Origin of the sequence: Oerskovia gallyi (assembly GCF_014836745.1) — a bacterium.
Taxonomy (GTDB): domain Bacteria; phylum Actinomycetota; class Actinomycetes; order Actinomycetales; family Cellulomonadaceae; genus Oerskovia; species Oerskovia paurometabola.
Map to the genome: position 1 here is coordinate 22599 of NZ_JACSQE010000015.1, position 24413 is coordinate 47011.

The window sequence follows — 24413 nt, forward strand, 5'->3', positions numbered from 1 at the left end:
CACGCCCGGCGCGCGGAATTGCCCTCGGGCCGGTTGACCGGTTGAGTGGGACATGAAGAACCGACTCTTCAGGGCGCGGGTGAACCCCGCGCGCACGGGCGCCCCGACCGGAGCGCCAGGAAGGTGACCACCATGAGCGACTGGGACGACGGACAGCCCCCTCCCCCGAGCCCGAAGCCCTCGATCGGCAAGCTCGTCGAGCAGATGTCCGAGCAGGCCACGCGCCTGGTCCGGACGGAGATCGCGCTCGCCAAGAAGGAGCTGACGACCAAGGCCGCCCGATCGGGCATCGGGATCGGGATGTTCGTGGTGGCCGGTGTGCTCTCGCTCTACGGGCTCGGGTTCGCGCTGCACTCCGCGATGGTCGGGCTCGCGCACGCCGTACCGCTGTGGCTCGCGGCCCTCATCGTCGGCGTCGTGCTGTTCCTGCTCGCGGGCATCCTCGCCTTCGTCGGCAGCAAGCAGCTCAAGAAGGGGATGCCCCCTACCCCGGAGAACGCCATCGCGGGGATCAAGGAAGACGTCGCCACCGTCAAGGAAGGACTGCGCCCGTGACCACAGAACCGACCCAGGCCGAGCTGGAAGCCGAGATCGCCCGGACCCGGTCCGAGCTCGCGAGCACGATCGACGAGCTGACCACCCGCCTCGACCCTCGCACCCAGGCGGCGAACGTGGCGCACCAGACCAAGCAGGCCGCTGCCGACACCGGCAGCTTCTTCACGGGCGGCGGGCTCCCCGAGCACGACCCCGCGCGAGCGCGCAACGTCAAGATCCTCATCGGCGGTGCCGTGGCGACGGTCGCGCTCGTCGCCGCGGCGATCCTCCGGCGTCGCTCCTGACGTCGCGACGTGCTGGCCGGGTCGGCCGAGGTCGACCGAACAGCACCCCCAGGAACGACCGAGCCCGGCGCCACAGGCGCCGGGCTTTCGGCTGGTCGTGAGGAAGGGGTCAGGACGCGACGGGGAGCATCGGGAAGCAGGTCCCGAGGCTCCTCAACGGCCCGACGGCGCAGGCTGGGCGCGCGGGGACACCGCGCGTCGGTCAGCCCTTGTCGACGCCCTCGGCGTTCTCGCTCGCGGCACCCAGGAGTGCGCGAACCTCGGACTCGCGATAGCGACGATGCCCCCCGAGGGTCCGGATCGACGACAGCTTGCCGGCCTTGGCCCAGCGAGTGACGGTCTTGGGATCGACGCGGAACAGGCTCGCGACCTCGGCCGGTGTGAGCAGAACTTCGGACTCTCCATGGACGGACATCACTGCACCTCCTCCTAGCGACTGGCTGGTCCGACGGTGACGTCGGAACGCGACGACAGCGCTGCGCTAGCCCTTCCATTGTCGCAGCATGAGGATTTTGGGCGACTTGGCGGACAGGGTGAATTAGGCGGGGTATGGGTGGTACAGGTGTTTCGGACCGAGATCCGGGCGTGTCGCGCGGCCCGGATCTCTCCCTCCGGCCGCTCCTGCCCCACCCTCTGCGACCTCGCCGCGACCGGCCTCGACCCCCTGGTACGGCGTCCGGCGCGGCCCGACGGGCCGCCGTTGTGTGGAGACAGTGTGACAAGGCACCCGTTCGGGGGACCTGAGTGGCTGGAATGCATCCGGACCATGTACCGTTGGACTCTGAACAGACGAAACACACTCCCGGGGCCGCACGTCGAAGTACGTTGCCGCCCCGCTTCTACGTTGAGGGGGTCGGAGCCATGGGCCGCGGCCGTCAGAAGGCTAAGCAGACCAAGGTCGCTCGTGCGCTGAAGTACTACAGCCCCGAGACGAACTACCAAGCTCTCGAACAAGAGCTCACTGGTCACAGCCACACGGATCTCGCGACAGATCCTCGCTACGGAGCGAGGTCTTCCGAGGACAACAGCGGAGAGTACGACCAGCCGTTCGCCGGCTGGTCCGACGACCGCTGACTCGACCTCACCCCCTCCTGCGACCTTCGGGCCCCAGGCGGTCCGTGAGTCGACAGATCGCGAGTACGTCCTCAGTGACCTGCCCGCGACCTCACGTCGTTCGACGAAAGCGCGTCCTGCACCCCAGGCCTCCCGGCCCGAGTCGCAGGACGCGCTTTTCGTCGTACGTCAGTTGCGGTAGTCACCCGTCAGGCGCACAGCCCCTGCGTGGACGCCCTTGGTGCCGACCACCAGGTCCTCTCCCCCGGCGGCAGACGTCTCGGCCGGGTCGAGAGCGCCCACGGTGCCCAGGACCCAGGCCGTGAGGCCCAGCTCGGTGCATCGCGCGAGGGCGGCGTCAGCGCCGTCGGCGCCCACGATCGCGACCATGCCCACGCCCAGGTTGAGCGTGTTCTCCAGGTCACGTCGAGGCACGTTCCCGAGGTCACGGACCACGGTGAAGATCGGCGGGACCTCCCACGAGCCGCGGTCGATCGTCCCGACGAGGCCAGCCGGGAGCACACGGGCCAGGTTGGCCGCGAGCCCACCACCCGTGACGTGCGTGAACGCGTGCACCTGCGCCGCGTCGTCGTGGGCCAGGGCCAGGCAGTCGCTCGCGTAGACGCGCGTGGGCTCGAGCAGCTCCTCGCCGAGCGTCCGACCGAACTCCTCGACCTCTCGGTCCAGCTCCCAGCCCGCGTGCTTCACGACCGCACGCACCAGCGAGTAGCCGTTCGAGTGCAGGCCCGACGATCCCAGCGCGATGAGGACGTCGCCCTCGCGCACCCGCTCGGGGCCCAGGAGGCGGTCGGCCTCGACCACGCCCGTCGCGGCACCCGCGACGTCGTACTCGTCCTCGCCCAGGAGACCCGGGTGCTCGGCCGTCTCCCCGCCGACGAGGGCCGTGCCGGCGACCTCGCACGCCGCCGCGATGCCACGGACGATGCCTGCGATGCGCTCGGGCACGACCTTGCCGCACGCGATGTAGTCCGTCATGAAGAGCGGCTTGGCCCCCACCACGACGATGTCGTCGACGACCATGCCCACGAGGTCGAACCCGATCGTGTCGTGGACGTCCATCGCCTGCGCGATCGCGACCTTGGTCCCCACGCCGTCGGTCGAGGTGGCCAGCAGGGGCTTGGTGTAGGTCGCGACCTCGCTGAAGTCGTAGAGCCCGGCGAACCCGCCCACTCCCCCGAGGACCTGGGGGCCGTGCGTACGGCGTACGGCGTCCTTCATCAGCTCGACGGCCTTGTCGCCCGCCTCGGTGTCGACACCGGCTGCGGCGTACGTGAGACCTTCAGACACGAATGAACTCCTGGTGGTTGCGGCGCGCCCCGGGTGGGGCGGTGCGTCGTACGGGGTCAGGGGTGGTCGAGGGCGGTCCCGCCGCCGACTCCCACGGAGAGGCTGCGCAGCCCGTCCTCCGGAGCGCCCAGCGGCAGCTCGGCCTGCTCGAGCAGGTGCTTGCCGAGCTGGTCGTCCGGGGGCAGCTCGATGGGGTACTTCCCGGTGAAGCAGGCCGTGCAGAGCTGGGAGGCGGACTGCTCGGTCGCCGCGATCATCCCCTCCTCGGAGATGTACCCGAGGGTGTCGGCGCCCAGCGAGGCGCCCACCTCCTCCGGCGACAGGCCGTTGGCGATGAGCTCGGCGCGCGACGCGAAGTCGATGCCGTAGAAGCACGGCCACTTGACCGGCGGGGAGCTGATGCGGACGTGGACCTCGGCGGCCCCCGCCTCGCGCAGCATGCGGATCAGGGCACGCTGGGTGTTGCCGCGGACGATCGAGTCGTCGACGACGACGAGACGCTTGCCCCGGATGACGTCGCGCAGCGGGTTCAGCTTGAGCCGGATGCCGAGCTGGCGCAGCGTGTCCGACGGCTGGATGAAGGTGCGCCCGACGTAGGCGTTCTTGGTCAGCCCCTGGCCGAACGGGATGCCCGACTCCTGGGCGTACCCCACGGCGGCGGGGGTGCCGGACTCGGGGACCGGGATCACGAGGTCTGCGTCGATGCCGTGCTCGCGAGCGAGCTGGCGCCCCATCTCGACGCGCGCGGCGTGCACCGAGCGGCCGTTGATCGAGGTGTCCGGGCGGGCCAGGTAGACGTACTCGAAGACGCAGCCCGCGCGCTCGACCGGTGCGAAGCGCTGCGAGCGCAGGCCGTCACCGTCGATCGCGATGAGCTCGCCCGGCTCGACCTCACGGACGAACGACGCGCCCACGATGTCCAGGGCGGGGGTCTCGCTCGCGACGACCCAGCCGCGCTCGAGGCGACCCAGGACGAGCGGGCGCACCCCCTGCGGGTCACGCGCCGCGTAGAGCGTCTTCTCGTCCATGAAGACGAGGCTGAAGGCGCCTCTGAGCCGCGGCAGGACCTCCATCGCGGTGTCCTCGAGCGAGTGGTCGTCGTCCCCCGCGAAGAGCGCGGTGATGAGGGCCGTGTCGGTCGTGTTACCGCGGGCCAGCTCGCCGCGGCGCTGCGCGCCGTAGCGCTCGGCGACGAGGTTCACGAGCTCGGCGGAGTTGGTCAGGTTGCCGTTGTGCCCCAGCGCGACCGTCCCCGACGACGTCGCACCCAGCGTGGGCTGCGCGTTCTCCCAGGTCACGCCACCGGTGGTCGAGTACCGGCAGTGCCCGACGGCGATGTGTCCCGTCAGGGCGTTGAGGGCCGTCTCGTCGAACACCTGGGAGACGAGTCCCATGTCCTTGTAGACGAGGATCTGCTCACCATTGCTGGTCGCGATCCCGGCCGACTCCTGACCGCGGTGCTGCAACGAGTACAGACCGAAGTAGGCAAGCTTGGCGACCTCTTCGCCGGGCGCCCAGACACCGAAGACGCCACAAGCGTCCTGGGGGCCTTTCTCGCCGGGCATGAGGTCGTGGTTGAGAAGTCCATCTCCGCGGGGGGCCACGGCTCCAGTGTCCCATACGGTCCCGGGCTGCCCGAAGTCACGACCAGGGGGTGGACCACGTGACCGGACGAGGATCCGGCTCAGCGTGCTCGCTCAGCGGCGCAGGCTGCGCTTGTCCGCCCAGATCGCCAGCGCGCCCGCGACGAGCGTCGTGAGCGTCGTCGTCCCCAGCACGACGACCGTGAGGTAGACGCCGGGCTTGAGCACGCCGCGGGACTCCGGGGAGCCGAGCCACGTGATCCCGAGGCACAGCCCCACGACGATCCCGACGACCGCGCCCGTCGTGAAGAACGCCTTGTACCGGGGCGCGCGACGGATCGTCGTCGGGTCGATCATCGACTCGATCTCGACCTCGTCACCACGGATGCCGCCGTCGTTCGCATCACCGGGCTCGGTCGACGCGGTGTCCGCGGCAGCGGGCGTGGTCGGAGGTACCGGGGCGGCCGGGGCGGCAGCGCCGGTCTCCGGCGGAGCGGCGGGAACGGGGCCGTCAGGGGTCGCGTTCACGTCGGGGGTGGGGGTGCTGGGGCTCACGCGCCGACAGTACCCCGTCCTGCTGAGAATCCCCTGGGCCGCACCCGTGCCAACGGGGCGCGAGACGCCGTCGGGCCTGCTCCCCCAGCAGGGAAGCAGGCCCGACGGATCCTCAGGTGATCAGCGCGTCAGCCGCACGTGACCGCCGGGTAGGCGACCTCATAGACCTCGGTCAGCGTCTGACCGCCCTGCGACTTCGTCGCTCGGACCTCGACCGTGCCGGCCGGCACGGACGTGGCGCGGGTGTTGAACGACTGCGCCGCGATCTTGCCCTCCTTGAGGTTCGGGAAGGTCTTGGTGCCGTAGGGCGTCGTGAACTTCACGTCGATCGGGCCGGACTCGCCGTTCACGCCCTTGACCGACAGGTGCACGCGGCCTCCGACGCACTGGCCCTTCGCGGTCAGGTCGTCCATGACGACGTCGGGAAGGTCGACCCCCTCGACCGTGAGGGCCAGGCGCGTGACCGTGCCGCTCGGGTCCGCGACCACGTACAGGCCGTACTCGCCGCCCGCCGTCTCCGCCGGGACCGGCACCTCGAGGCTCGCAGCCCCGTTCGTGACCGTGCCCGTGGCCACGGGCGTGCCCGGGTTGGCCGCGTCGAACGCCGTGCCCGCAGGCACGAGGTACGCCGAGACCCCCGTGTTGGCCGGGCTGCCGAGCGACGTCAGGTTCAGACGAGAGACCGCCGCGGTGACGGACTCACCTGCGGTGACCGTGCCCAGCCCGTCCGCGACCACGCCACGACGGGCGAAGTCGGGGGCGAGGTCCGGGTGGGCCTGCAGGTAGGAGATCCACGCGTCACGGTCGATCAGACCCGAGTCGCGCGCGTCCGTGCCCTGCGAGAAGACCCGGAAGTTGTCGCCGCCCGTCGCGAGGAACGAGAACGTCGCGACCCGGTAGACCTTCGCCGGGTCGAGCGGCTCACCGTTGATGAGGACCGACGTGATGTTGTCACCCGGGGTGGCGTTCACGTCCGCGGTCTTCGTGGTGTAGCTGACGTTGTCCGACAACCCCAGGGCCAGGTACGGACGCGACGGGCGCGTGCCGTCCGCGTTGGTCTGCCACTGCTGCTCGAGCATCGTCTCGACCTGCGCGCCCGTGAGGGACACGGTCCACAGGTTGTTGACGAACGGCAGGACCGCGTTGGCCTCGGCGTACGTGATGACGCCGTCCTCGCCGAAGTAGAGCTCGTTGCGGAGCCCGCCCGGGTTGACGACACCGAAGTCGGCACCGCCGCGGGCCGGGTCGGCCAGCGTGTCGCGCAGCGAGGTCGCGACGAGGTTCCCGAGCGTCGACTCCGACGCACGGTCGTCACGCCCCGTGGAGGGCAGCGGGCCCGAGCCCGTGTACTTGCCGTCCACGTACGAGCCCCCCAGGTAGGCGGTCGTGATGTCGGCCGTGACCGAGCCGACCGGCTGAGCGCCGATGACCTCGGCCTGCGCGAGCGCCGCGTCGACGATCGTCTTGACCTGGGCCACGCGGGGGTAGGTCGCGACGAGCTCGCCGGCAGGCGTCGTGGTGCGCTTGACGTTCTCGACGGAGTAGTCCGTGACGAGGTCCGTCGCGGTGTCGAACGTCAGGCTCACGTGCCCGACGTTCTCGCCGTAGCTCCCGGTCTGCAGGACCGGACGGGTCCGGTCGGTGCCGGGGATCGGGGCCTCCCACGCGTACTGCTTGTGCGTGTGGCCCGTGAAGATCGCCGAGACGCGGGCGTCCGTGTCGTTGACGATCTGCTCGAACGCGCCCTGGTGGGCGAGCTCCTGCTCGAGCGTCGAGCCGTCGGGCGTGCCCGCGCTGGCGCCCTCGTGGTAGAGGGCGACCAGCAGGTCGGCCTCACCGTTCGCGGCGTCACCGTCGCGCAGCTGCGCGGCGACACGGTTCACGGCCTCGACGGGGTCGCCGAAGTCGAGGTCCGCCACGCCGGACGGCGTCACGAGCGTCGGGGTCTCCTCGGTCACGGCGCCGATGACGCCGACCTTGACCCCGTCGACGTCGATCACCGCGTACTCCGGCAGGGCCGGGTTCGTGGTGCCCTTGGCGTAGACGTTGGCCCCCAGGTAGGACCAGTCGGCCGCGTCGCTCACGCGCCCGGTCAGGTCCGCGAAGCCCTTGTCGAACTCGTGGTTGCCCACCGCGGAGGCGGACAGGTCCAGGGCGTTGAGCACGTCGATCGTCGGCTGGTCGTCCTGCAGCGCCGACGCGAACAGCGAGGCGCCGATGTTGTCACCGACCGAGAGGAACGCGGTACCCGCCGGGTTGGCGGCGCGCAGCTGCTCGACCGTCCCGGCGAACGCGACGGTGTTCGCGTCGATGCGACCGTGGAAGTCGTTGATCGCGAGCAGGTCGAGCTCCTTGACCCCGCCCGGCTCCTCGCCGCCCAGCTCGAGGCCGACGACGATCGGGTCGTGGTCGGACGAGCGGAACGCCGTGGTGTCGTACAGGTTCGAGACGTTGTAGTTGAAGCGGCTGTACTCGTTCGCGATGGGCTCGACCGAGTTGATGTTCCAGATGTCGGTGTCCGTGACCGCGTTCGCGGCGCCGGGCGATGCGAGCACGTGGTCGAGCGAGCCGACGAGGCCGTCGAACAGGTACGTCTCCTTGCCCGTCGTCGGGCCCAGGTCGACGTAGCCCGCGTCCGTGAGGACCTTGATCGGGTCCTCCTGGGCGTAGGCGTTGAAGTCGCCCGCGAGCAGCACCTTGTCGGTGCCCGCAGCCGACGAGACCTGGTCGGCGAACGTCACGAGCGCCGTGGCCTGCTTGACGCGCGACGCGTTCGACGCGCCCTGCCCGTCGCCCTGGTCGGCGTCCGCCCCCGAGCCCGAGCCCTTGGACTTGAAGTGGTTCGCGATGACGACGAAGTCCGTCGAGGCCTCGCCCCCGGCGACCCGGAAGGTCTGGGCGAGCGGCTCACGCGCGTTGTCGAAGGCCGCGACGTCGTGGACGACCGAGGCCCCCACGGGCTCGACGGCCGCCGGACGGTAGATGAACGCCGTGCGGATGACGTCCTCCGACGCGGGCAGCGTCGTGGGCGAGGGCACGAAGGCCCAGGTCCCGGCACCGGCCGCGGCGTTGAGGCGGTCCGTGAGCGTCGAGAGCGCGGCGTCACGGTTCTTGCCGAACGCCTTGGAGTTCTCGATCTCCTCGAGCGAGACGACGTCCGCGTCCAGGGCGTTGATCGCCGCGACGATCTTGGTCTCCTGACGTTGCAGGTTCGCCGCGTTCGCCGCACCGCGGGCGTCGCAGCCCGTGCGCACCGTGATCGGGTTGCCCTCGCGGTCCGTGTAGAACTGGCACCCGCTGAGCTGGTCGCCCGTCGTGGTGAAGTAGTTCAGGACGTTGAACGTCGCCACGGTCACGTCGCCGCCCACGGCCTCCGGGGCGTCCGTGCGCGTGTTCGCGAACGTCGCGGGCTGGACCGCGGCCGCGTTGGCCGGGGTGAGCTCCGTGACGGGCTGGAAGTTCCAGCCGTCGAACCGGTAGTCGAGGACCACGGGCGACGTGAACGTCGCGAGCGCGCCGACGCGCACCGGCGCGCCGCCGGTCAGGTACGGCAACGGCTTGGCCTTGTTCGCGGCGTTGTTGAAGTTCGTCGTCGCCCCGTCGTCGAGGTTGACGCGGCGGGCGTTCGCGTCGGCGACCGCGGCCGCGGCCTCCGCGCTGCCCGGACGGCCGACCGACGTGGGCTGCCGCAGCGGCTCGGTGCCGCTCGCCAGGACGACCGAACCGTAGTAGTTCGTGTCGTAGTTGTCGGCGACGACGTAGTCGCCGGCGGGCTGGACGAGCATGCCCTCGAGCTTCTCGCGGTCCGCGGCGGTCGCGGGGTACGCGACGTTCGCGGGCTTGACGACCTCGGCCGGGTCCGTCAGGACCTTCCAGCCGGTCGCCGCGGGCGTGACCTGCGTCAGCCCGAAGTACTCCGAGACCACGCCCGTGACCTCGACGTGCTGGCCGACCTGCAGCGCCGTCGCCGCAGCCTTCGAGTACACGAAGAGGCCGTCCGACGCGGTGTGCGTCGCGAGGTCCAGGTCGCCCCCCGAGCCGGCCGTCTGGATGTAGAGACCGTCGAAGCCGCCCGAGGGGTAGGTCGCGGTCACGACGCCGCGCGTCGTGACGGTCTGGCCCACGAGGGGGCTCGCGTCACCCGTGCCCTGGATCTCGGCGATGGTCTTCGCTGCGCCGGGCTCCGGGTCGGGGCCGGGTCCTGAGCCGCCGCCGCTGTTCTGCGGCGTGACCGTGCTGCTGACCGCGAAGTCCTTGGAGTTGTCGTCCGTGTCCGCGCCGGCCGCGCGGTTGAGCGAGCCCGGCACGGTGTTGGCCGTTCCCGCGGGAGCCGCCGCGGCCTCGAACGTGTTGGACGTGCCGTAGCCCAGCAGGTCCACGACCTGCGGGTTGCCCACGACGGAGCCGGGCGTGATCGTGATCGCCGAGGCCGACCTGACCAGGGCGAGCGTCCCGTTCTGGCCCTGCGGCGCGATGGTGCCGGTCGCGTCGGGCGTCGGGAGCGCGGCGCCGTTGGCGCCGTTCGAGGCGCCCTGCACCAGGTAGTAGCCGCCCGCCTTGATCTTGCCCGTGAGCGGGACGACGCCGTTCGAGGCGCCCGTGCCCGTCGCGGACCGGTACTGGACCGACCAGCCCGTGAGGTCGATGTCCGCAGCCGTGGGGTTGTAGAGCTCGACGAACTTGTTGAGGTAGGGGGCGTTGGCGCTCCCGCCGTTGAGGTACGCCTCGTTGATGACGACGGACGAGCCGTCGACCGCAGCAGATGCCGTCCCTGCGGCTACCGTGCTGAGCGCCGCCGTGGCGACGAGCGACGCCGAGAGGGTGGCCGCGACCACACCTCTCCTGCGTCGGGACTGGTGGTGACTACCGATCACGCTGACTCCTTCGTGTCGTGGCCGGGTTCCCGGCGCGCCCGCCTCGGCGCGGGTGGCGCGGGTGCAGGCTCTGGAATCCAACAGCAGGCTGATGAACACGTGGTGTCCGGCCGGTCTCCACCGGTCGAACGACCACGTCTCCCAGGCGGACGGCACCCTCCGGCCGGGGTGCGCGACGTCGTCGTGCGCGGACCGGTCGACGGGCACCGTCGCCCGTTCGCCTCGCACGCTATCTCACGATGCAGACACTGCGAACTTCGAAGGGCCCTCGCTCTCGCCCGAGGGCGGCGGCAGCCGGTGCCGAGGGCGACGGCAGCCGGTGCGGGGCGGCTGCGCGTCGAGGGTGGCCTACCGGTCGCGGCGGCGCGCGGCCTGCAACGGCAGCAGCGACGAGATGTCCGACCGTTCGCCCGAGGCGCTGATGCGACCGTCGGCGACGGCCTCGGCCCAGTCGACCGCCCCGGTCACGAGGCCGAGCCACGTCTCGGGGTCGGTCTCGACGACGTTGGGCGGGGTCCCGCGGGTGTGCTTCGGGCCCTCGACCGCCTGGACCGCTCCGTACGGGGGCACCCTGACCTCGACGGCGTGGCCGGGGGCTACCTCGGCCAGCTCTTCGAGCGTGAAGCGGACGGCGGTCGTGATCTCGGGGCGGCCGGCGGCACCGTCCTGCCAGACGGCGAGAGCGGTGCGGCCGACGGCCGGGTCGGTGCGGCGACGAGGAGGCATGGGTCCATCCTCACGCACTCGACGGACCCGACCCCTCAGGCGAGCTCGAAGTCGACCCGACGACGTTCGATCGACGCCTCGCGCACCCTGACCCGCACCGGGTCGCCCAGCGGCAGGTCGGCCCCCTCGACGCTCGCCCGGACCGCGGGCTCGGCGATCACGACCTGGCCCCGCACGAGGTGCCGGTCGTCGGACGCCGGTGCGGGACTGACGGGGGTGGCCTCGGACGCCGGCGTGACCGCCGCAGTCTCCTTCGCCGCCCGCTCCGCAGCCTTGGCCGCACGACGGCCTCGCTCCTCGTCGTTCTCGACGTCGACGACCACGGCGTCGAGCACCTCCCCGACCCGCCCCGTGAGGAGCGCCGCCTCGATGATGTCCACGCTCGCCCGCTCGTACGACCCGGCACGCTGGCCGGTCCTGGCCATGGTGCGCGGCAGTCCCGGCAGGGCGTCGCGCACCCAGGTCGGCACGTCCTCGCCCGCGCACAGGGCCAGGCAGATCTCGGTCCCGTAGCGGTCGACCAGGCGCCGCAGCGGCGCGGTCACGTGCGCGTACTCGGCGGCGATCGCGGCGTGCGCGACGTCGTCGGGCACGCCCGCCGGCTGTCCCGTGCCACCGAACGGGACGTACGACGCGCCACGGAACAGCGACGTCGCCTCGTTGAGGAAGGCCGCGTGCCGTGACGTCGCCGAGTCGAGCGCGGCGAGCAGCTCACCGTAGGACTGGTCCTGAGGCCAGTCGATGCCGAGCGCGCCCGCCGTGCGGCGCAGGCGCGCCAGGTCACGCGGGTCTGCCGCCGGGAGCGTCCGGAAGATCCCCACCCCGCCCGACCGCATGATCCGCGCGGCGGCGATGCCGGTCAGCAGCGAGACCTGCGCGTTCCACCCCTCGACCGGGAGGGTTGCTCGGAACTCGAGCCCGAACGTCCCGTCCTCGTGCGCCACGACGTCCTGCTCAGGAACGTTGAGGGACACCCCACCCCGCTCGCGCTCGCGTGCCTCGCGCAGCAGCCCGATCTCGGGCAACAGGTCGAGCATCTCGCCCGCCTCCCCCGCGTCGAGACGCGCCTGAACCTCCTCGTACGTCAGCCGCGCGGTGCTGCGCACGAGGGCGCGCTCGACCCGGGCGGACGTGATCTCGCCCCGCTCGTCGAGCTCCACGTGCCAGACAGCGGCGGCCCGGTCCGCGTCCGGCAGAAGGCTCGCGGCGGCCTCGGACAGGACCGCAGGATGCAGAGGAGTGCGCTCGTCGGGGCCGTAGAGCGTCATCCCCCGCTCGTTCACCTCGGCGTCGAGGGCGCCGCCCGGGGTCACGAAGACCGCGAGGTCGGCGATCGCGTACCGCACGAGGTAGCCGCCGGGGCGGCTCTCGAGGTGGAGCGCCTGGTCGAGGTCCATCGACCCGGGCGGATCGATCGTCACGAACGGCACGTCACGCTGGTCGGCGCGCCCGTCCGTGACGTCACGTCGTGCGGCCTCAGCCGCCTCGTCGAGGGCCGGCCGGGGGAACTCTGCGGGGATCTCCATCTCGGCCCGCAGCGCGGCGAGCGCGCTCAGGACGGGGTCGACCGCGGGCAGGACGGTGGCGGTGGGGGGCGCGACGCGCAGGTTCCGGGAGGGCACGTCCCGACTCTAGGGGGTGTCTGGCGCTGTCGGGCGGCACGGCGGCTCCTCAGTCGCCGCCCGCCCCGGCACACGAGTGACGGCTCCGGGCCGTGGCCCGGAGCCGTCACTCGTGCGTCGGTCGCCTGCTCGCGCCGACACCGCCTGGTGGAGCCGCCCTAGAGGCCGGCCGTTCCGAAGCGGTCACGCACCGCGGCGGCCTCCCCCGAGGCGGTCGCCGTGGATGCGAGCTCGTTGCGCACCTCGTCTCGCAGCTTGCCCTGGTTCCGAGGATCAGGTGCAGCCGACAGGAGGAGCTTGGTGTACTCGTGCTGCGGGTTCAGGATGACGTCGTCCGCCGGACCCCGCTCCACGATGTTGCCACGGAACATGACGATGATCTCGTCGGAGAAGTGGCGCGCTGTCGCGAGGTCGTGCGTGATGTACAGGACCCCGAGGTTCTCCTCGCGCTGGAGGCGCGCGAGCAGGTTGAGGACGCCGAGCCGGATCGAGACGTCGAGCATCGACACGGGCTCGTCCGCGATGAGGAAGCGAGCCCCCGGTGCGAGCGCCCTGGCGATCGCGACGCGCTGCCGCTGGCCCCCCGACATCTCGTGCGGGCGCTTCTCGGCGAAGATCGCCGCAGGCGTCAGGTTGACGCGCGTGAGCAGCTCCTCGACCGCCTCGTCGAGCTCGGCGTTCGTCTTCGCCCGACCGTGGATCCGGAGCGGGCGCTCGAGGTGGTGGCGGATCGAGTGGAACGGGTTGAGCGACGCGAAGGGGTCCTGGAAGACCATCTGGACGTTGTGCCGGTACGTCGCCAGGGCCCGGCCGCGGTGGGCGCTCGGCGTGCCGTCGATGAGGATCTGCCCCGACGTCGGCGTCTCGAGCTTGGCGATCATGCGCGCGACCGTGGACTTGCCCGACCCGGACTCCCCGACGATCGCGATCGTCTTGCCGGGCTCGAGCGTGAACGAGACGTCGTTCACGGCACGGAGCCGCGACCTCTTGAGCCCGTTGCGGATCGTGAAGTCCTTGGTCACGTTGCGGACCTCGAGCGTGCCCATCAGGCCACCTCTCCCGTGTTGTCTCCCGAGCCTTCGCCGGACCGGACGAACGCCCCGCGCTCCCCCGTCAGGCTGGGGAACGATGCCAGCAGCTTGCGCGTGTACTCGTGCGCAGGTGCGCGGTAGATCTCCTCGGAGGTGTTCAGCTCGACGATCTCGCCCTGGAGCATGACCGCGATGCGGTCGCTGATCTCCAGGAGCATGGGCAGGTCGTGCGTGATGAAGACGACTGCGAAACCGAACTGCTCACGCAGGCGCATGATCTCGCGGAGGATCCCGCGCTGGACGACCACGTCGAGGGCGGTCGTCGGCTCGTCCATGATCATGACCTGCGGGTTCAGCGCGAGCGCCATCGCGATCATGACGCGCTGACGCATGCCGCCCGAGAGCTCGTGGGCGTAGCTGTTCAGACGGTTCGGGTCCACGCCGACCAGCTCGAGAAGCTCGCGACTGCGAGCGACCTTCTCCTTCTTGGACATCCCCCGACGGTGGGTGTCGAGGACGTCGAAGAGCTGGGCCTTGATGCTGATGACCGGGTTCAGGGAGTTCATCGCCCCCTGGAAGACCATGGAGACCTTGTCCCACCGGAACGCGCGGAGCGCGTCCCCCGTCAGGGCTGCCACGTCGATGTCGTGACCGTCCTTGTCGTGCAGGACGATCTCCCCGCTCGTGCGGAGCGCGGGTGGCTTGAGGAGCTGGTTGAGGCCGTACGCCAGCGTCGTCTTGCCGCACCCGGACTCCCCGGCCAGGCCGAGGATCTCGCCACGGTGGAGCGTCAGTGACACGTCCTTGACGGCCCGGACCACGGGACTGACCTGGTACTCGATCGAGACGTTCTTTGCGGTCAGGACGGGGACGGCGTCGGCCGCGGCTCCGGCGTTCCCGGCGGGCCTGGAGGTCAGGGTCGGCGTGCTCATGCTTCCACCTTCTCGTCGTGGCGGGCCGAGACCTCGACCGGCGGACGCTTCGCCGACGGGGTTGCTCCGCGCTTCCCACGCTTCTTCTGGGCGAGCCGGACGTTCTTCACAGCCGCAGGGGCCGTCCGGAGCTTGGGGTTGATGATCTCGTCGATGCTGAAGTTGATCAGCGCGAGACCGCAGCCGAACAGCGCGATCAGCAGGCCCGGCGGCACGAACCACCACCACCGTCCGTAGGCCATCGCGTTCTGGGTGCTGGCCTCGTTGAGGATCGTGCCCCACGTGACCGACCCCGAGGGGCCCAGGCCCAGGTAGGAGAGCCCGGCCTCGCTGAGGATCGCGAGGATCACGGCACCCAGGAAGTTCGCCGCGAGCAGCGGGAGCAGGTTCGGCAGGATCTCGACCAGGATGATCCGGGGCGCCTTCTCGCCCGCGACCTTCGCTGCGTACACGTAGTCACGGCTGCGCAGCGACCGGGCCTGGGCGCGGAGCACGATCGCGGCTCCGGCCCACCCCGTGATACCGAGGATCAGGGCGATGAGCAGGAGCGAGCGGGACTCGAGGTAGGCCGAGATCACGATGATGAGCGGCAGCCCCGGGATCACGAGCATGATGTTCGTGATGAACGAGAGGATCTCGTTGGTCCAGCCGCCCACGTAGCCGGCGATGATGCCGAACGCCAGGGACAGGACCATCGCGATGACACCTGCGAGCAGACCGACCGTGAGGGACCCCATGCCACCGTGAGCGACCTGGGCGAAGATGTCCACGCCGATGTTGTTGGTGCCGAGCAGGTGCTCGGAGCTCGGCGGGAGGTACTGCGCGTTCTTGGTCGAGGTCGGGCTCTGGCTGAAGAGCGGCGCCAGGACCGAGAAGAGGACGATGCCGAGCGTCAGGACGAGACCGACGACGAGCTTGCCGGAGCGGCGAGGAAGCATGGCCCGCAGGCCTCGCTTGGGCGCGGCGCTGGTCTGGACGGGCTCGCCGGCGACGACCGACTCCGGCGACGCGATCGGGACGTCGGGCACGAGCCCGCGCGTCTCGTTGCGGGCGGGAAGTCCGTCGACCACGACCGAGCTGGCCGGGGCGGCGTCGGCAGCCGGGGTGACGGTCTCGGCGTCACGGATGTCGTCAGCCATTGTTGCGCGTCCTCGGGTCGATGATGCCGTTGATCAGGTCCATGAGGAAGTTCGCGGCAAGCACCACGACGGTGATCACCAGGAACGCTCCCTGCATGAGGGCGTAGTCCTTGGCCTGGACCGCCGTGAAGAGCAGCTTGCCGATCCCGGGGTAGCTGAACGCCTGCTCCATGACCACGGACCCTGCGACGACGAAGCCCAGCGCGATGCCGAACCCTGTGACCGACGGCAGGACCGCGTTGCGGGTCGCGTAGGTCGTGGCGACGCGCATGGGGCGCAGCCCCTTGGCCTCGGCCGTGGTGACGTAGTCCTCGGCGAGGGTGGACACCATCATGTTGCGCATCCCGAGGAGCCACCCGCCCATCGCGGACAGGACGATCGTGATGGCGGGCAGGGTGCCGTGGTAGATCACGCTGCCGATGAACTCCCACGACCACTCGGGGCCGTTGTCGAACATGAAGATGTCGTAGGCACCGACGATGGGGAACCAGCCCAGCGACACCGAGAAGACCGAGATCAAGACCAGAGCGAGCCAGAAGTAGGGCACGGCCTGGAGGAAGGTCGACGCGGGGATGATGTGGTCGACCCAGGTCCCGCGCTTCCACCCGACCCAGGCGCCGCCACCGACGCCCAGGAGGAAGGCGATGATCGTCGCCAGCCCGACGAGGCCCACCGTCCAGGGGAGGGCCTCGCCGATCAGCTGGTCGACGGTTGCCGGGAAGTAGACCACCGAGGTACCGAAGTCACCCTTGAAGAGGTTCCCCCAGTAGGCGAGGTACTGGTCCCAGAGCGATGCGTCGTCACTGCCGAAGAGGAGATCGATGCTGTTGAGCATCCCAGGAGTCAGTTCGCCATTCCTCCGCAGAAGCGTATCGATGTAGATCTGCTTCGGGTCACCGGGTATGGCCCGGGGAAGAATGAAGTTGAGTGAGACGGCGGCCCAGAGGGTGACCACGTAGAACGTGATCCGCCGTGCGAAATACCTCATGCGATGGACTCCTCGTGGCTCCGAGCTCCTCTTCGGCAGTACGACATCAGCTGTTGGACTCGAGCTGCGAGAGGATGACGCCGTTGCTGATGGTGGCCCACGACGGCGGGAACGCGTACATGTCACCCTCGGCGGGCCAGCCCGTGTAGTCCTTCGTGTTGACGAACGACATGGTCGGGTTCACGACCAGCGCGATGTACGGGAGGTCACGGACGATCTCCTTCTGGACCGTGGCGTACGCCTCCTTCTTGGCCTCTTCGTCGTTCGTGGCGGCGGCTGCGGCCACCGCGTCGTCGACGAGCGGGTTCGAGTAGCGCGGGAAGTTGAAGCGGCCGGCCTCGATCGTCTCGCCCACCGGCGTCGTGTACTCGGTCGTGAGCCACTGGCGGTAGATCGCGAACGGGTCGTCGAGCGAGGTGCCCGTGATGCCGCTGATCATCATCTGGTAGTTGCCGGCGGTCCGGGCGTCGGACATCTCCTGCTGCGTGATCTTCACGTGGTTGATCTGGACGCCCGCGTCGATCCCCTGCTGAGCGATCAGGTCGCCCGCGGCGTTGTGGTCGCTCCAGCCCTCGACGGAGATGAGCTCGACGACGAGCTTCTGGCCGTCCTTCTCGTAGATGCCGTCGGCACCCTTGGTGTAGCCGGCGCCCGTGAGGACCTTGTCGGCCTCCGCGACGTTGGCCTCCTGCGGGCTCTCCTTCTCGATGTCCGGCGAGATCCACCGGTCGTCGCGACCGACGAGCGCGAGCGAGGGCGACGCCACCGCTGCGTGCCCCGAGAACGCCTTGTCGTTGATCTCGCCACGGTCGATCAGCAGGTTGACCGCCTCACGGACCGCGAGGTCCGTCTGGGGGCCCACGCAGCCGAGCGCGGCGTTCATGCAGGACATGATCGTCGTCGGGTCCTGCGGGGTGTTGAGGAGGGAGAGCTGCCCCTTGCCCGTGATGGGCTCCGGGTCGGCGACGAACATCGTCGTCCAGTCGATCTTGCCCGTGGCCAGGAGGTCCTGGGCGCTCTGGTTCTTGTCGAGGGCCAGGTAGCGGACCTTCTTGAGCTTGGGCGCCTCGCCCCAGTAGTCCTCGTTGGCCACGACGGTGTACGTCGCGTCCGAGATGGTGTCGAGGATGTAGGGGCCGGTGCCGACCGGCTTGTCGTTCGTGAACGTGATCTTGTCGGCGACGCCCTCGTAGATGTGCTCGGGCACCATGAGCGTCGTGCCGAGGATCTGGACGGCGGCCGTGAACTGTGCGCCGTTGAACGTCAGCTTGACCGTCGAGTCGTCGACCTTCTCGGCCGCGCTGAGGTAGTCACGCTTGGCGGTCTCGTTGGTGTACGAGAAGATGACGTCCTCGACCGTGAACGGCTCGCCGTCGGTCCACTTGACGCCCTCGCGGATCTTGATGGTGAGCTCGGTGCCGTCCTCGGACCACTCGTAGGACTCGCCGAGGCGCGGCGTCGGGTCGCCGGCCTCTGCCCGGTTGTAGAAGAAGAGCGGCTCGTAGATCCCGCCGTTGGTCACGTGCAGGGGGTTCGGGGCGTAGGGGTTGAAGTTCGCGACCATGGGGGTCTGCGTCCCGGCCCACACGTTCAGGACACGGCTGCTCTCGCCGCCGCCCCCCTCGTTCTTCTCGCCCCCGGAGCTGGAGCAACCGGCCGCGAACATCGTCACACCGGTCACCAGGGCAACCGCCGTGAGCAGGCGCTTGCGCGCCACGCTTCGAATCATCATTGGTCCTTTCGAGTCGTCAACGCGTCGTCACGCTGATCGGCCGCTCGCCACCGTGCGAGCTCGTGGCAGGAACACTAACGAATCCCGGACGGGGTTCCGACCAATACAACAGGAAAGTTACCTAAATGAAATCTCGCCGACTCCGGAGCACCCCGGAACCGCTAGATCCTGCGGATTCGAGCCGAGGCGCCCCACCGACGATCGGTGCGCAGTGCACAACGGAACCGTCCTGCGGGGACGCTCGTCGGTCGGGTGGCCGCCGTGGGAACGCTCCGACGACGACCTCTCCCAGCGCCCTCCTGAGTGGTGGCCCTAGAGGCGCGCGAGAGCCTCGTCGACCGCGTCCCGCGCCGCGCGGGCGACAGCCGGGTCGGTGACCTCGTAGCCGGCCCCGCCCCCGCCGCCGGGGCCGCCGTCGTCGGACAGCGTGCGCTTGGCCGAGAGGTGGACCGCGTCCACCCCCGCGTCGACGAGCGCGGCGACGTCCTGCGGGCGCACTCCACCGCCCGCCTGGACCTGCACGCGCCCCGCGGAGTGGCGCGCCATCTCCCGCAGCCGGTCGACCCCGTCGATGCTGCTCGGAGCGCCGCCCGAGGTCAGGACGCGGGAGACGCCCAGGCCCGCAAGGAGGTCGAGCGCCGCCGTCACGTCCTCGACGACGTCGATCGCCCGGTGGAACGTCACCTCGCGCCCGTCCGCCGCCTCGACGAGAGCGCGCACCGCGTCGGAGTCGACGAGCCCGTCGGCGGTGAGCGCACCGATCACGACCCCGGACGCCCCCGCGACCACCGCCGCGCGCACGTCGCGCACCTGCACGTCGACCTCTGCCGCAGTGAACACGAAGCCGCCCGGGCGCGGCCGGATCAGGGGGTGCACCTCGACGGGCGCGGCGTCCCCCGCCACCTCGAGGGCCGCAGCGACCGCCGCCTCGACGAGCCCGATGCTCGGCGTCAGCCCGCCCGTCGCCCCGAGCGCCGCGCACAGCTCGACGCGCTGGGCGCCGACCTCCGCCGCGACCCGCACGCCGTCGGTGTCCTGGACTGCGATCTCGAGGGCGACCTCGCGTGCCATGTGGGGATGCTCCTTGGGTCAGGGGTCGGCACGCCGCAGCGCACCCGGTGTCAGCGGTCAGCGTAGACCCGACGGGACCGCGCGCGCTCTGCCGTCAGGGGCCGCTCCCCTCGCCACGGCGTCGAGCCCCCGGAACGCCGACGGGAGCGGCGTCCTGCGCACGCCGTGAGGCGCACGGAGGACGACGCTCCCGTCGGTCGGTAGGGCCCCAAGGGCTCAGGTCGGTCAGATGACGCCCAGCGAGATCATCGCGTCGGCGACCTTGGTGAAGCCCGCGATGTTCGCACCCAGGACGTAGTTGCCCGGCGTCCCGTACTCGTCGGCGGTCTCCTCGCAGCGCGCGTGGATGCCCGCCATGATGTGCGCGAGGCGCTCCTCGGTGTACTCGAACGTCCACGCGTCGCGCGAGGCGTTCTGCTGCATCTCGAGGGCCGAGGTCGCGACGCCGCCGGCGTTCGCGGCCTTGCCGGGTGCGAACAGCACGCCGGCGTCCTGCAGGAGCGCGACGGCGCCCGGGGTCGTGGGCATGTTGGCGCCCTCCGCGACCGCGAGGACGCCGTTCGCGACGAGCTGCTTGGCGTCCTGCTCGGTCAGCTCGTTCTGGGTGGCGCACGGCAGCGCGACCGTCGCGGGGACGTCCCAGATGCTGCCGCCCGTCACGAGGCGCGCGCCGGGGCGGCGCTCGACGTAGTCGGCCACGCGCCCGCGCTCGACCTCCTTGATCTGGCGGAGCAGGTCGACGTCCACGCCTGCCTCGTCCACCACGTAGCCCGAGGAGTCGGAGAAGGACACGACGTTCGCACCGAGCTGCTGGGCCTTCTGGATCGCGTAGGTCGCGACGTTCCCCGATCCGGAGACGACGACGCGCTGGCCGTCGAAGCTCTGGCCCTTGGTACGCAGCATGTGGTCCGCGAAGAACACCGTGCCGTAGCCCGTGGCCTCGGTCCGCACGAGCGACCCGCCCCAGCTGATGCCCTTGCCCGTGAGGACGCCGGACTCGTAGCGGTTCGTGATGCGCTTGTACTGGCCGAACAGGTAGCCGATCTCGCGGCCTCCCACGCCGATGTCCCCCGCGGGGACGTCGGTGTACTCGCCGATGTGGCGGTAGAGCTCGGTCATGAAGGACTGGCAGAAGCGCATGACCTCGCCGTCGGACTTGCCGCGCGGGTCGAAGTCAGAGCCGCCCTTGCCGCCGCCGATGGGCATGCCCGTGAGGGAGTTCTTGAAGATCTGCTCGAACCCGAGGAACTTGACGATTCCCAGGTACACCGACGGGTGGAAGCGCAGACCGCCCTTGAACGGGCCGAGGGCCGAGTTGAACTCGACGCGGAAGCCGCGGTTGATCTGGACGTGGTTCTGGTCGTCGACCCACGGCACGCGGAAGATGATCTGGCGCTCGGGCTCGCAGATGCGCTCGAGCACGGCCGCGTCGACGTACTGGGGGTTCTTCTGGAGCACCGGCCCGAGCGAGTCGAAGACCTCGCGAACCGCCTGGTGGAACTCGACCTCACCAGGGTTGCGGGCGAGGACCTCGTCGAAGACGGACTGCAGACGACTATCCATGGAGTGCTCCTCGGCAGGGCGGGCTTTGAACCGCACCAGGTTACGTACTCGTAAACAGCGCCGTACTCCCGTCCCACTCTGGGAGACGCCGGGCTCACGACCTGGGACGTTGCTCGTGCCCGGGGCAACGGTCCGGTCTCCCTGCGTCGGTCGACACCGTGTGACGTGCCAGAGCACGCAGCACGAAACCTCCGTCCACCCCGTGAGAATTCTCGACCGGATCGGTGCAGAAAGCCCCCCACGGGTCTATACCCCTGTCCAGAGGTCACGAGCACCAGCGCGAAGCCCCGGCTCGCTGGTCAGCAACCCCTTCACGACGGGGTGCTCCGGGAGATGACCCGGCCGCGCCGGCACGACGCGGCAAGCGTGCAGCACGACGACAGTGAGGAAGCGATGACCCAGCACCCTGCAGCCCCCCGCCCCACGCAGACCGACCACCCGCGACCGGCCCTGGTCACCCTGGTCGGCAACCCCCGTCCCGGTTCGCGGACCCTGGCCGCCGCCCGGACGGTCGCGGCCCGGGTCGCCGACCACCTGGGCCTGGCCGCGGCCGACGTGAACGGGCCTGACGTGAACGGGCCCGACCAGGCCACGATCGACCTCGCCGAGATCGCGACCGAGATCCTCGCCCCCGAGCACCCGCGCGCCGACGCCGCGCGGGAGACCGCCGCGGGCGCCGCGGTCCTGGTCGTCGCGACGCCCGTCTACAAGGGCTCGTACACCGGCCTCCTCAAGGCGTTCCTCGACCTCTACGGCCCGGACGGGCTGGCCAGCGTCGTGGCCGTCCCGGTCGTGGTGTCGGGCAACCCCGCGCACGCTCTCGCGGGCGAGGTGCACCTGCGCCCGCTCCTCGTCGAGCTCGGCGCGACGGTCCCCGCACGCACGCTGACCCTCCTGGACTCCCGGCTGGGCGAGGCCGACCTCACGAGCGCCGTCGACGCCTGGCTCGGCCACGCGGGAGGTCCCCTGCTGCGGGCGGCGGGCGACGCCGTCGGGCAGGAGACCACCCACGCGACCGCCCCCGAGCTCGCCGAGGTGACCCGATGACCGCCGAACCCACGACCCGCTCCGACGTCGCGCGCCTCGCCGGGCTCGAGGCCCTGCTCCACGAGCAGGACGAGCCGCAGCTCAGCGCCGACGCCTACAAGGCGGTGTTCCGGCAGCACCCCGCGGGCGTCGCGGTGATCGCGCTCGAGCACGAGGGCCGGCCCGTGGGCTTCACGGCGACGTCGGTCATCTCGGTCTCGGCCGCGCCGCCGCTGCTCGCGTTCTCGCTCGCGTCGACGTCGTCGTCGTGGCCCGCGATCTCCGCGGCCCGCACGGTCACGGTCAACTTCCTCAGCGCCGACCAGGACGACGTGTCCGCGCGGTTCGCGACGAGCGGGATCGACCGCTTCGCAGCCGGCGGGTGGGCTCCTCTCGCGTCCGGGGAGCCCGTGATCGACGGCGCGCTGTCCTGGGTGCGCGGCCGCATCATCCAGCGCACGCCCGTGGGCGACAGCTACCTGGTCTCGCTGCGCGCGCTCGCGTCGGGGACCCGGGCGGACGCCACGCCGCTCGTCTACCACGACCGGTCCTACCACCGGATCGGGGACCACTCGGCCCTCTGAGGCCCACGATCTGGGTGAGGGGCCCGACGGCGGAGCGCGCCGCCGTCGGGCCCCTCACCCGTGCCGCCTGGCTACCAGGTCCACCCGCGCGCGCTGAGCTCGAGCTCCTCGCGCAGCCGCTCGTCCTCGTCGCTGCGCAGGCCCGCGCGCAGCGGGTCGGCCACGACGTCGAGGCCGCTGAGCCGGCACGCCTCGCGCAGCAGCGCGTCGTACGCGCCCTGCGCGGCGAGGTAGTGGTGGGCGCGGGCGTAGACGTCCGGGTCGGCCTCGACCGCGCGCAGCTCGTCGGCGAGCCGCCCGAGGCGGATCTGGAGAGCGAGCGCGACGAGAGGATCGGGAGCCCGACGGCGCCGCTCGCGCAGGGTGGTCCGGTGCGGTCCGGGTGGCGGGAGGGCATCGGTGGAAGACCGGCCGACGCGCATCGTGGACCAGGCGATGGCGGCGACCAGGGCCGCGCCCACCGCTCCGGAGACCACGAGGAGCCACATCGTCGGAGCCTTCTTCCGTGCCCGTGCCCGGCGCACGCGAGGGCCTGCCGGACACTTCCAGCCTAGGCCGAGCGGGAACGCTCCGCCAGGGTGCCGGTCGTGCCCGGCCGGCCCGCGGTCGGCCTCTGCCGGGCGTCCCTCGCCCGCTCCCCAGCCAGGCCTACCGTGCCGTGAACCCCTTGGCCCGGCGGGCGTCGGCGGGCCCCCAGAGGTCGGTCTTGACCTCGGCCCTGACCAGCGGCACGACCTCCTCCGCGAACCGGCGCAGCACGTCGTCCTGCCGGGCGGGCTCCAGGAGGTGGTTGATCGAGACCGACTGGAGGTCGTGCCCGTAGCTCTGGTGGTAGTCGAGGATCTTCTCGGCCACGCGCTCGGGAGAGCCGACGAGGGCGGGGCCGCGCTCGACGGCCTCCTCGATGGTCCGGAAGCTCGTGACCTTGCCGACCGCGGACGGGTCGTGCTTGCGCAGGTCTGCGCGCGCGACGGCGCCCTCGTAGATGGGGCGGAACTCCTCGATCGCCTGCTCGGTCGTGTCCGCGAGGAACAGCCCGCCGGACCCCGACCCGACGAACCCGTACGCCGGGTCGTGCCCTGCGGCCGCGTACTGCTCGCGGTAGTGGTCGATCAGTACCTGGTAGCTCTCGCGGGGCTGGAGCGCGTTGGCGCTCACGATCGGGTCGCCCCACCTCGCGGCGAGCTCGACAGCGAACCGCGAGGTCGCGGACCCGTGCCAGATCCGGAACGCACCGTCGTACGGGCGCGGCAGGGTCGTGGCGCCTTGCAGGTCGGGGCGGTGACGTCCCTCCCAGTCGACCTCCTCGCCGCTCAGGAGCAGCCGGAGCAGCTCGTAGTTCTCCTCGAGGTACTCGTACTGCTTGGCGAGGTCGAGACCCAGCAGCGGGTACTGGAGGGCCTCGTTGCCCTTGCCGATGACCATCTCGAACCGGCCCCGGCTGAGCTGGTCGATCGTCGCGTAGTCCTCGGCGACCCGGATCGGGTCGAGCAGGGACAGCACCGTCACGCCCGTGCTCAGCAGGATGCGCGACGTCCGGGCGGCGATCGCCCCGAGGATCACCGTCGGCGACGAGGACAGCACGTCCCCAGCGTGCCGCTCGCCGACCGCGAACGCGTCGAGGCCGAGCTCCTCCGCCAGGACCGCGGTCTCGACGACGCGTTCGAGCCGGTCGGCCGCGGGCACGGCCTCGCCCGTGACGGGGTGGGGCGGGTTGAAGACGATGTCGAGGACCTGGAAACGCACGGAAGCTCCTTGGTGGGGGTGGGTGGTGGTGCCGAGGGAGT

General features: G+C 70.8%; 21 protein-coding genes and 1 riboswitch. Of the genes, 5 read left to right on the plus strand and 16 right to left on the minus strand.

The features are described 5' to 3' along the window. Positions 1 to 132 precede the first annotated feature (132 nt). Both H9640_RS16755 and H9640_RS16760 read left to right on the plus strand, forming a co-directional pair. On the plus strand, positions 133 to 555 hold the full coding sequence (locus tag H9640_RS16755; RefSeq protein WP_191791916.1) for a phage holin family protein: 423 nt from the start codon (positions 133 to 135) through the stop codon (positions 553 to 555). Further along, a complete protein-coding gene (locus tag H9640_RS16760) occupies positions 552 to 839 on the plus strand; it encodes a DUF3618 domain-containing protein (RefSeq protein ID WP_191791917.1) in 288 nt (95 codons plus the stop codon). Before H9640_RS16755 ends, H9640_RS16760 begins: the two co-directional genes overlap by 4 nt. Before the next feature lie 202 nt (positions 840 to 1041). Here the strand turns inward: H9640_RS16760 and H9640_RS16765 are convergent, their stop codons facing one another. Next, positions 1042 to 1254, minus strand: coding sequence for a BldC family transcriptional regulator (locus tag H9640_RS16765; protein ID WP_030151000.1), 213 nt, complete (start codon positions 1252 to 1254; stop codon positions 1042 to 1044). A 446-nt stretch (positions 1255 to 1700) separates the two neighbouring features. On the opposite strand from H9640_RS16765, the gene H9640_RS16770 reads away from it, so the two are divergent. Beyond that, positions 1701 to 1913 (plus strand): DUF3073 domain-containing protein, encoded by a 213-nt coding sequence (locus tag H9640_RS16770; RefSeq protein ID WP_191792005.1) that lies wholly within the window; start codon positions 1701 to 1703, stop codon positions 1911 to 1913. Between the two features lie 168 nt (positions 1914 to 2081). Here H9640_RS16770 and purM read toward each other — a convergent pair whose 3' ends face one another. From purM to gdhA, 13 genes are all read right to left on the minus strand, one after another. Then, entirely contained in the window at positions 2082 to 3200 is a 1119-nt protein-coding gene (purM, locus tag H9640_RS16775) for a phosphoribosylformylglycinamidine cyclo-ligase (RefSeq protein ID WP_191791918.1), read from the minus strand. A gap of 56 nt (positions 3201 to 3256) precedes the next feature. Beyond that, positions 3257 to 4804 carry an amidophosphoribosyltransferase gene (gene purF, locus H9640_RS16780; RefSeq protein WP_191791919.1) on the minus strand — a complete coding sequence of 516 codons (1548 nt, stop codon included), beginning with the start codon at positions 4802 to 4804 and terminating at the stop codon, positions 3257 to 3259. 93 nt (positions 4805 to 4897) lie between these two features. Then, positions 4898 to 5338 (minus strand): hypothetical protein, encoded by a 441-nt coding sequence (locus H9640_RS16785; protein ID WP_191791920.1) that lies wholly within the window; start codon positions 5336 to 5338, stop codon positions 4898 to 4900. A 128-nt stretch (positions 5339 to 5466) separates the two neighbouring features. Continuing rightward, on the minus strand, positions 5467 to 10173 hold the full coding sequence (locus H9640_RS16790; RefSeq protein ID WP_191791921.1) for an ExeM/NucH family extracellular endonuclease: 4707 nt from the start codon (positions 10171 to 10173) through the stop codon (positions 5467 to 5469). Positions 10174 to 10560: 387 nt separating this feature from the next. Beyond that, positions 10561 to 10938: a sterol carrier family protein gene (locus H9640_RS16795; protein WP_191791922.1), complete on the minus strand. Its 378-nt coding sequence runs from the start codon at positions 10936 to 10938 to the stop codon at positions 10561 to 10563. A gap of 35 nt (positions 10939 to 10973) precedes the next feature. Continuing rightward, entirely contained in the window at positions 10974 to 12560 is a 1587-nt protein-coding gene (locus H9640_RS16800; protein ID WP_191791923.1) for an RNB domain-containing ribonuclease, read from the minus strand. 158 nt (positions 12561 to 12718) lie between these two features. Beyond that, the gene (locus H9640_RS16805; protein ID WP_191791924.1) at positions 12719 to 13606 is read right to left on the minus strand and encodes an ABC transporter ATP-binding protein; all 888 of its coding nucleotides are present in this window, start codon (positions 13604 to 13606) and stop codon (positions 12719 to 12721) included. Then, positions 13606 to 14523, minus strand: a complete 918-nt coding sequence (locus H9640_RS16810; RefSeq protein WP_191791925.1) for an ABC transporter ATP-binding protein — start codon at positions 14521 to 14523, stop codon at positions 13606 to 13608. Before H9640_RS16810 ends, H9640_RS16805 begins: the two co-directional genes overlap by 1 nt. Next, on the minus strand, positions 14520 to 15662 hold the full coding sequence (locus H9640_RS16815) for an ABC transporter permease (protein ID WP_191791926.1): 1143 nt from the start codon (positions 15660 to 15662) through the stop codon (positions 14520 to 14522). The genes H9640_RS16810 and H9640_RS16815 overlap by 4 nt, the downstream gene beginning before the upstream one ends. Then, a complete protein-coding gene (locus H9640_RS16820) occupies positions 15655 to 16650 on the minus strand; it encodes an ABC transporter permease (RefSeq protein WP_191791927.1) in 996 nt (331 codons plus the stop codon). Before H9640_RS16820 ends, H9640_RS16815 begins: the two co-directional genes overlap by 8 nt. A gap of 46 nt (positions 16651 to 16696) precedes the next feature. Then, entirely contained in the window at positions 16697 to 18379 is a 1683-nt protein-coding gene (locus H9640_RS16825) for an ABC transporter substrate-binding protein (protein ID WP_191791928.1), read from the minus strand. Between the two features lie 315 nt (positions 18380 to 18694). Continuing rightward, positions 18695 to 19453, minus strand: coding sequence for a copper homeostasis protein CutC (locus tag H9640_RS16830; protein WP_191791929.1), 759 nt, complete (start codon positions 19451 to 19453; stop codon positions 18695 to 18697). Positions 19454 to 19678: 225 nt separating this feature from the next. After that, positions 19679 to 21016, minus strand: coding sequence for an NADP-specific glutamate dehydrogenase (gene gdhA / locus H9640_RS16835; RefSeq protein WP_191791930.1), 1338 nt, complete (start codon positions 21014 to 21016; stop codon positions 19679 to 19681). Positions 21017 to 21279: 263 nt separating this feature from the next. Continuing rightward, positions 21280 to 21389: riboswitch (SAM riboswitch) on the plus strand. A 20-nt stretch (positions 21390 to 21409) separates the two neighbouring features. Between gdhA and H9640_RS16840 the strand changes: the two genes are divergently transcribed. Both H9640_RS16840 and H9640_RS16845 read left to right on the plus strand, forming a co-directional pair. Beyond that, entirely contained in the window at positions 21410 to 22063 is a 654-nt protein-coding gene (locus tag H9640_RS16840) for an NADPH-dependent FMN reductase (RefSeq protein WP_191791931.1), read from the plus strand. After that, complete coding sequence (locus tag H9640_RS16845; protein WP_191791932.1) at positions 22060 to 22626, plus strand: flavin reductase family protein; 567 nt, start codon at positions 22060 to 22062, stop codon at positions 22624 to 22626. The genes H9640_RS16840 and H9640_RS16845 overlap by 4 nt, the downstream gene beginning before the upstream one ends. A gap of 71 nt (positions 22627 to 22697) precedes the next feature. Here H9640_RS16845 and H9640_RS16850 read toward each other — a convergent pair whose 3' ends face one another. Together H9640_RS16850 and H9640_RS16855 are read right to left on the minus strand one after the other, a co-directional pair. Continuing rightward, complete coding sequence (locus H9640_RS16850) at positions 22698 to 23114, minus strand: hypothetical protein (RefSeq protein WP_225227382.1); 417 nt, start codon at positions 23112 to 23114, stop codon at positions 22698 to 22700. Between the two features lie 160 nt (positions 23115 to 23274). After that, positions 23275 to 24372 (minus strand): LLM class flavin-dependent oxidoreductase, encoded by a 1098-nt coding sequence (locus H9640_RS16855; protein WP_191791933.1) that lies wholly within the window; start codon positions 24370 to 24372, stop codon positions 23275 to 23277. Positions 24373 to 24413 lie beyond the last annotated feature (41 nt).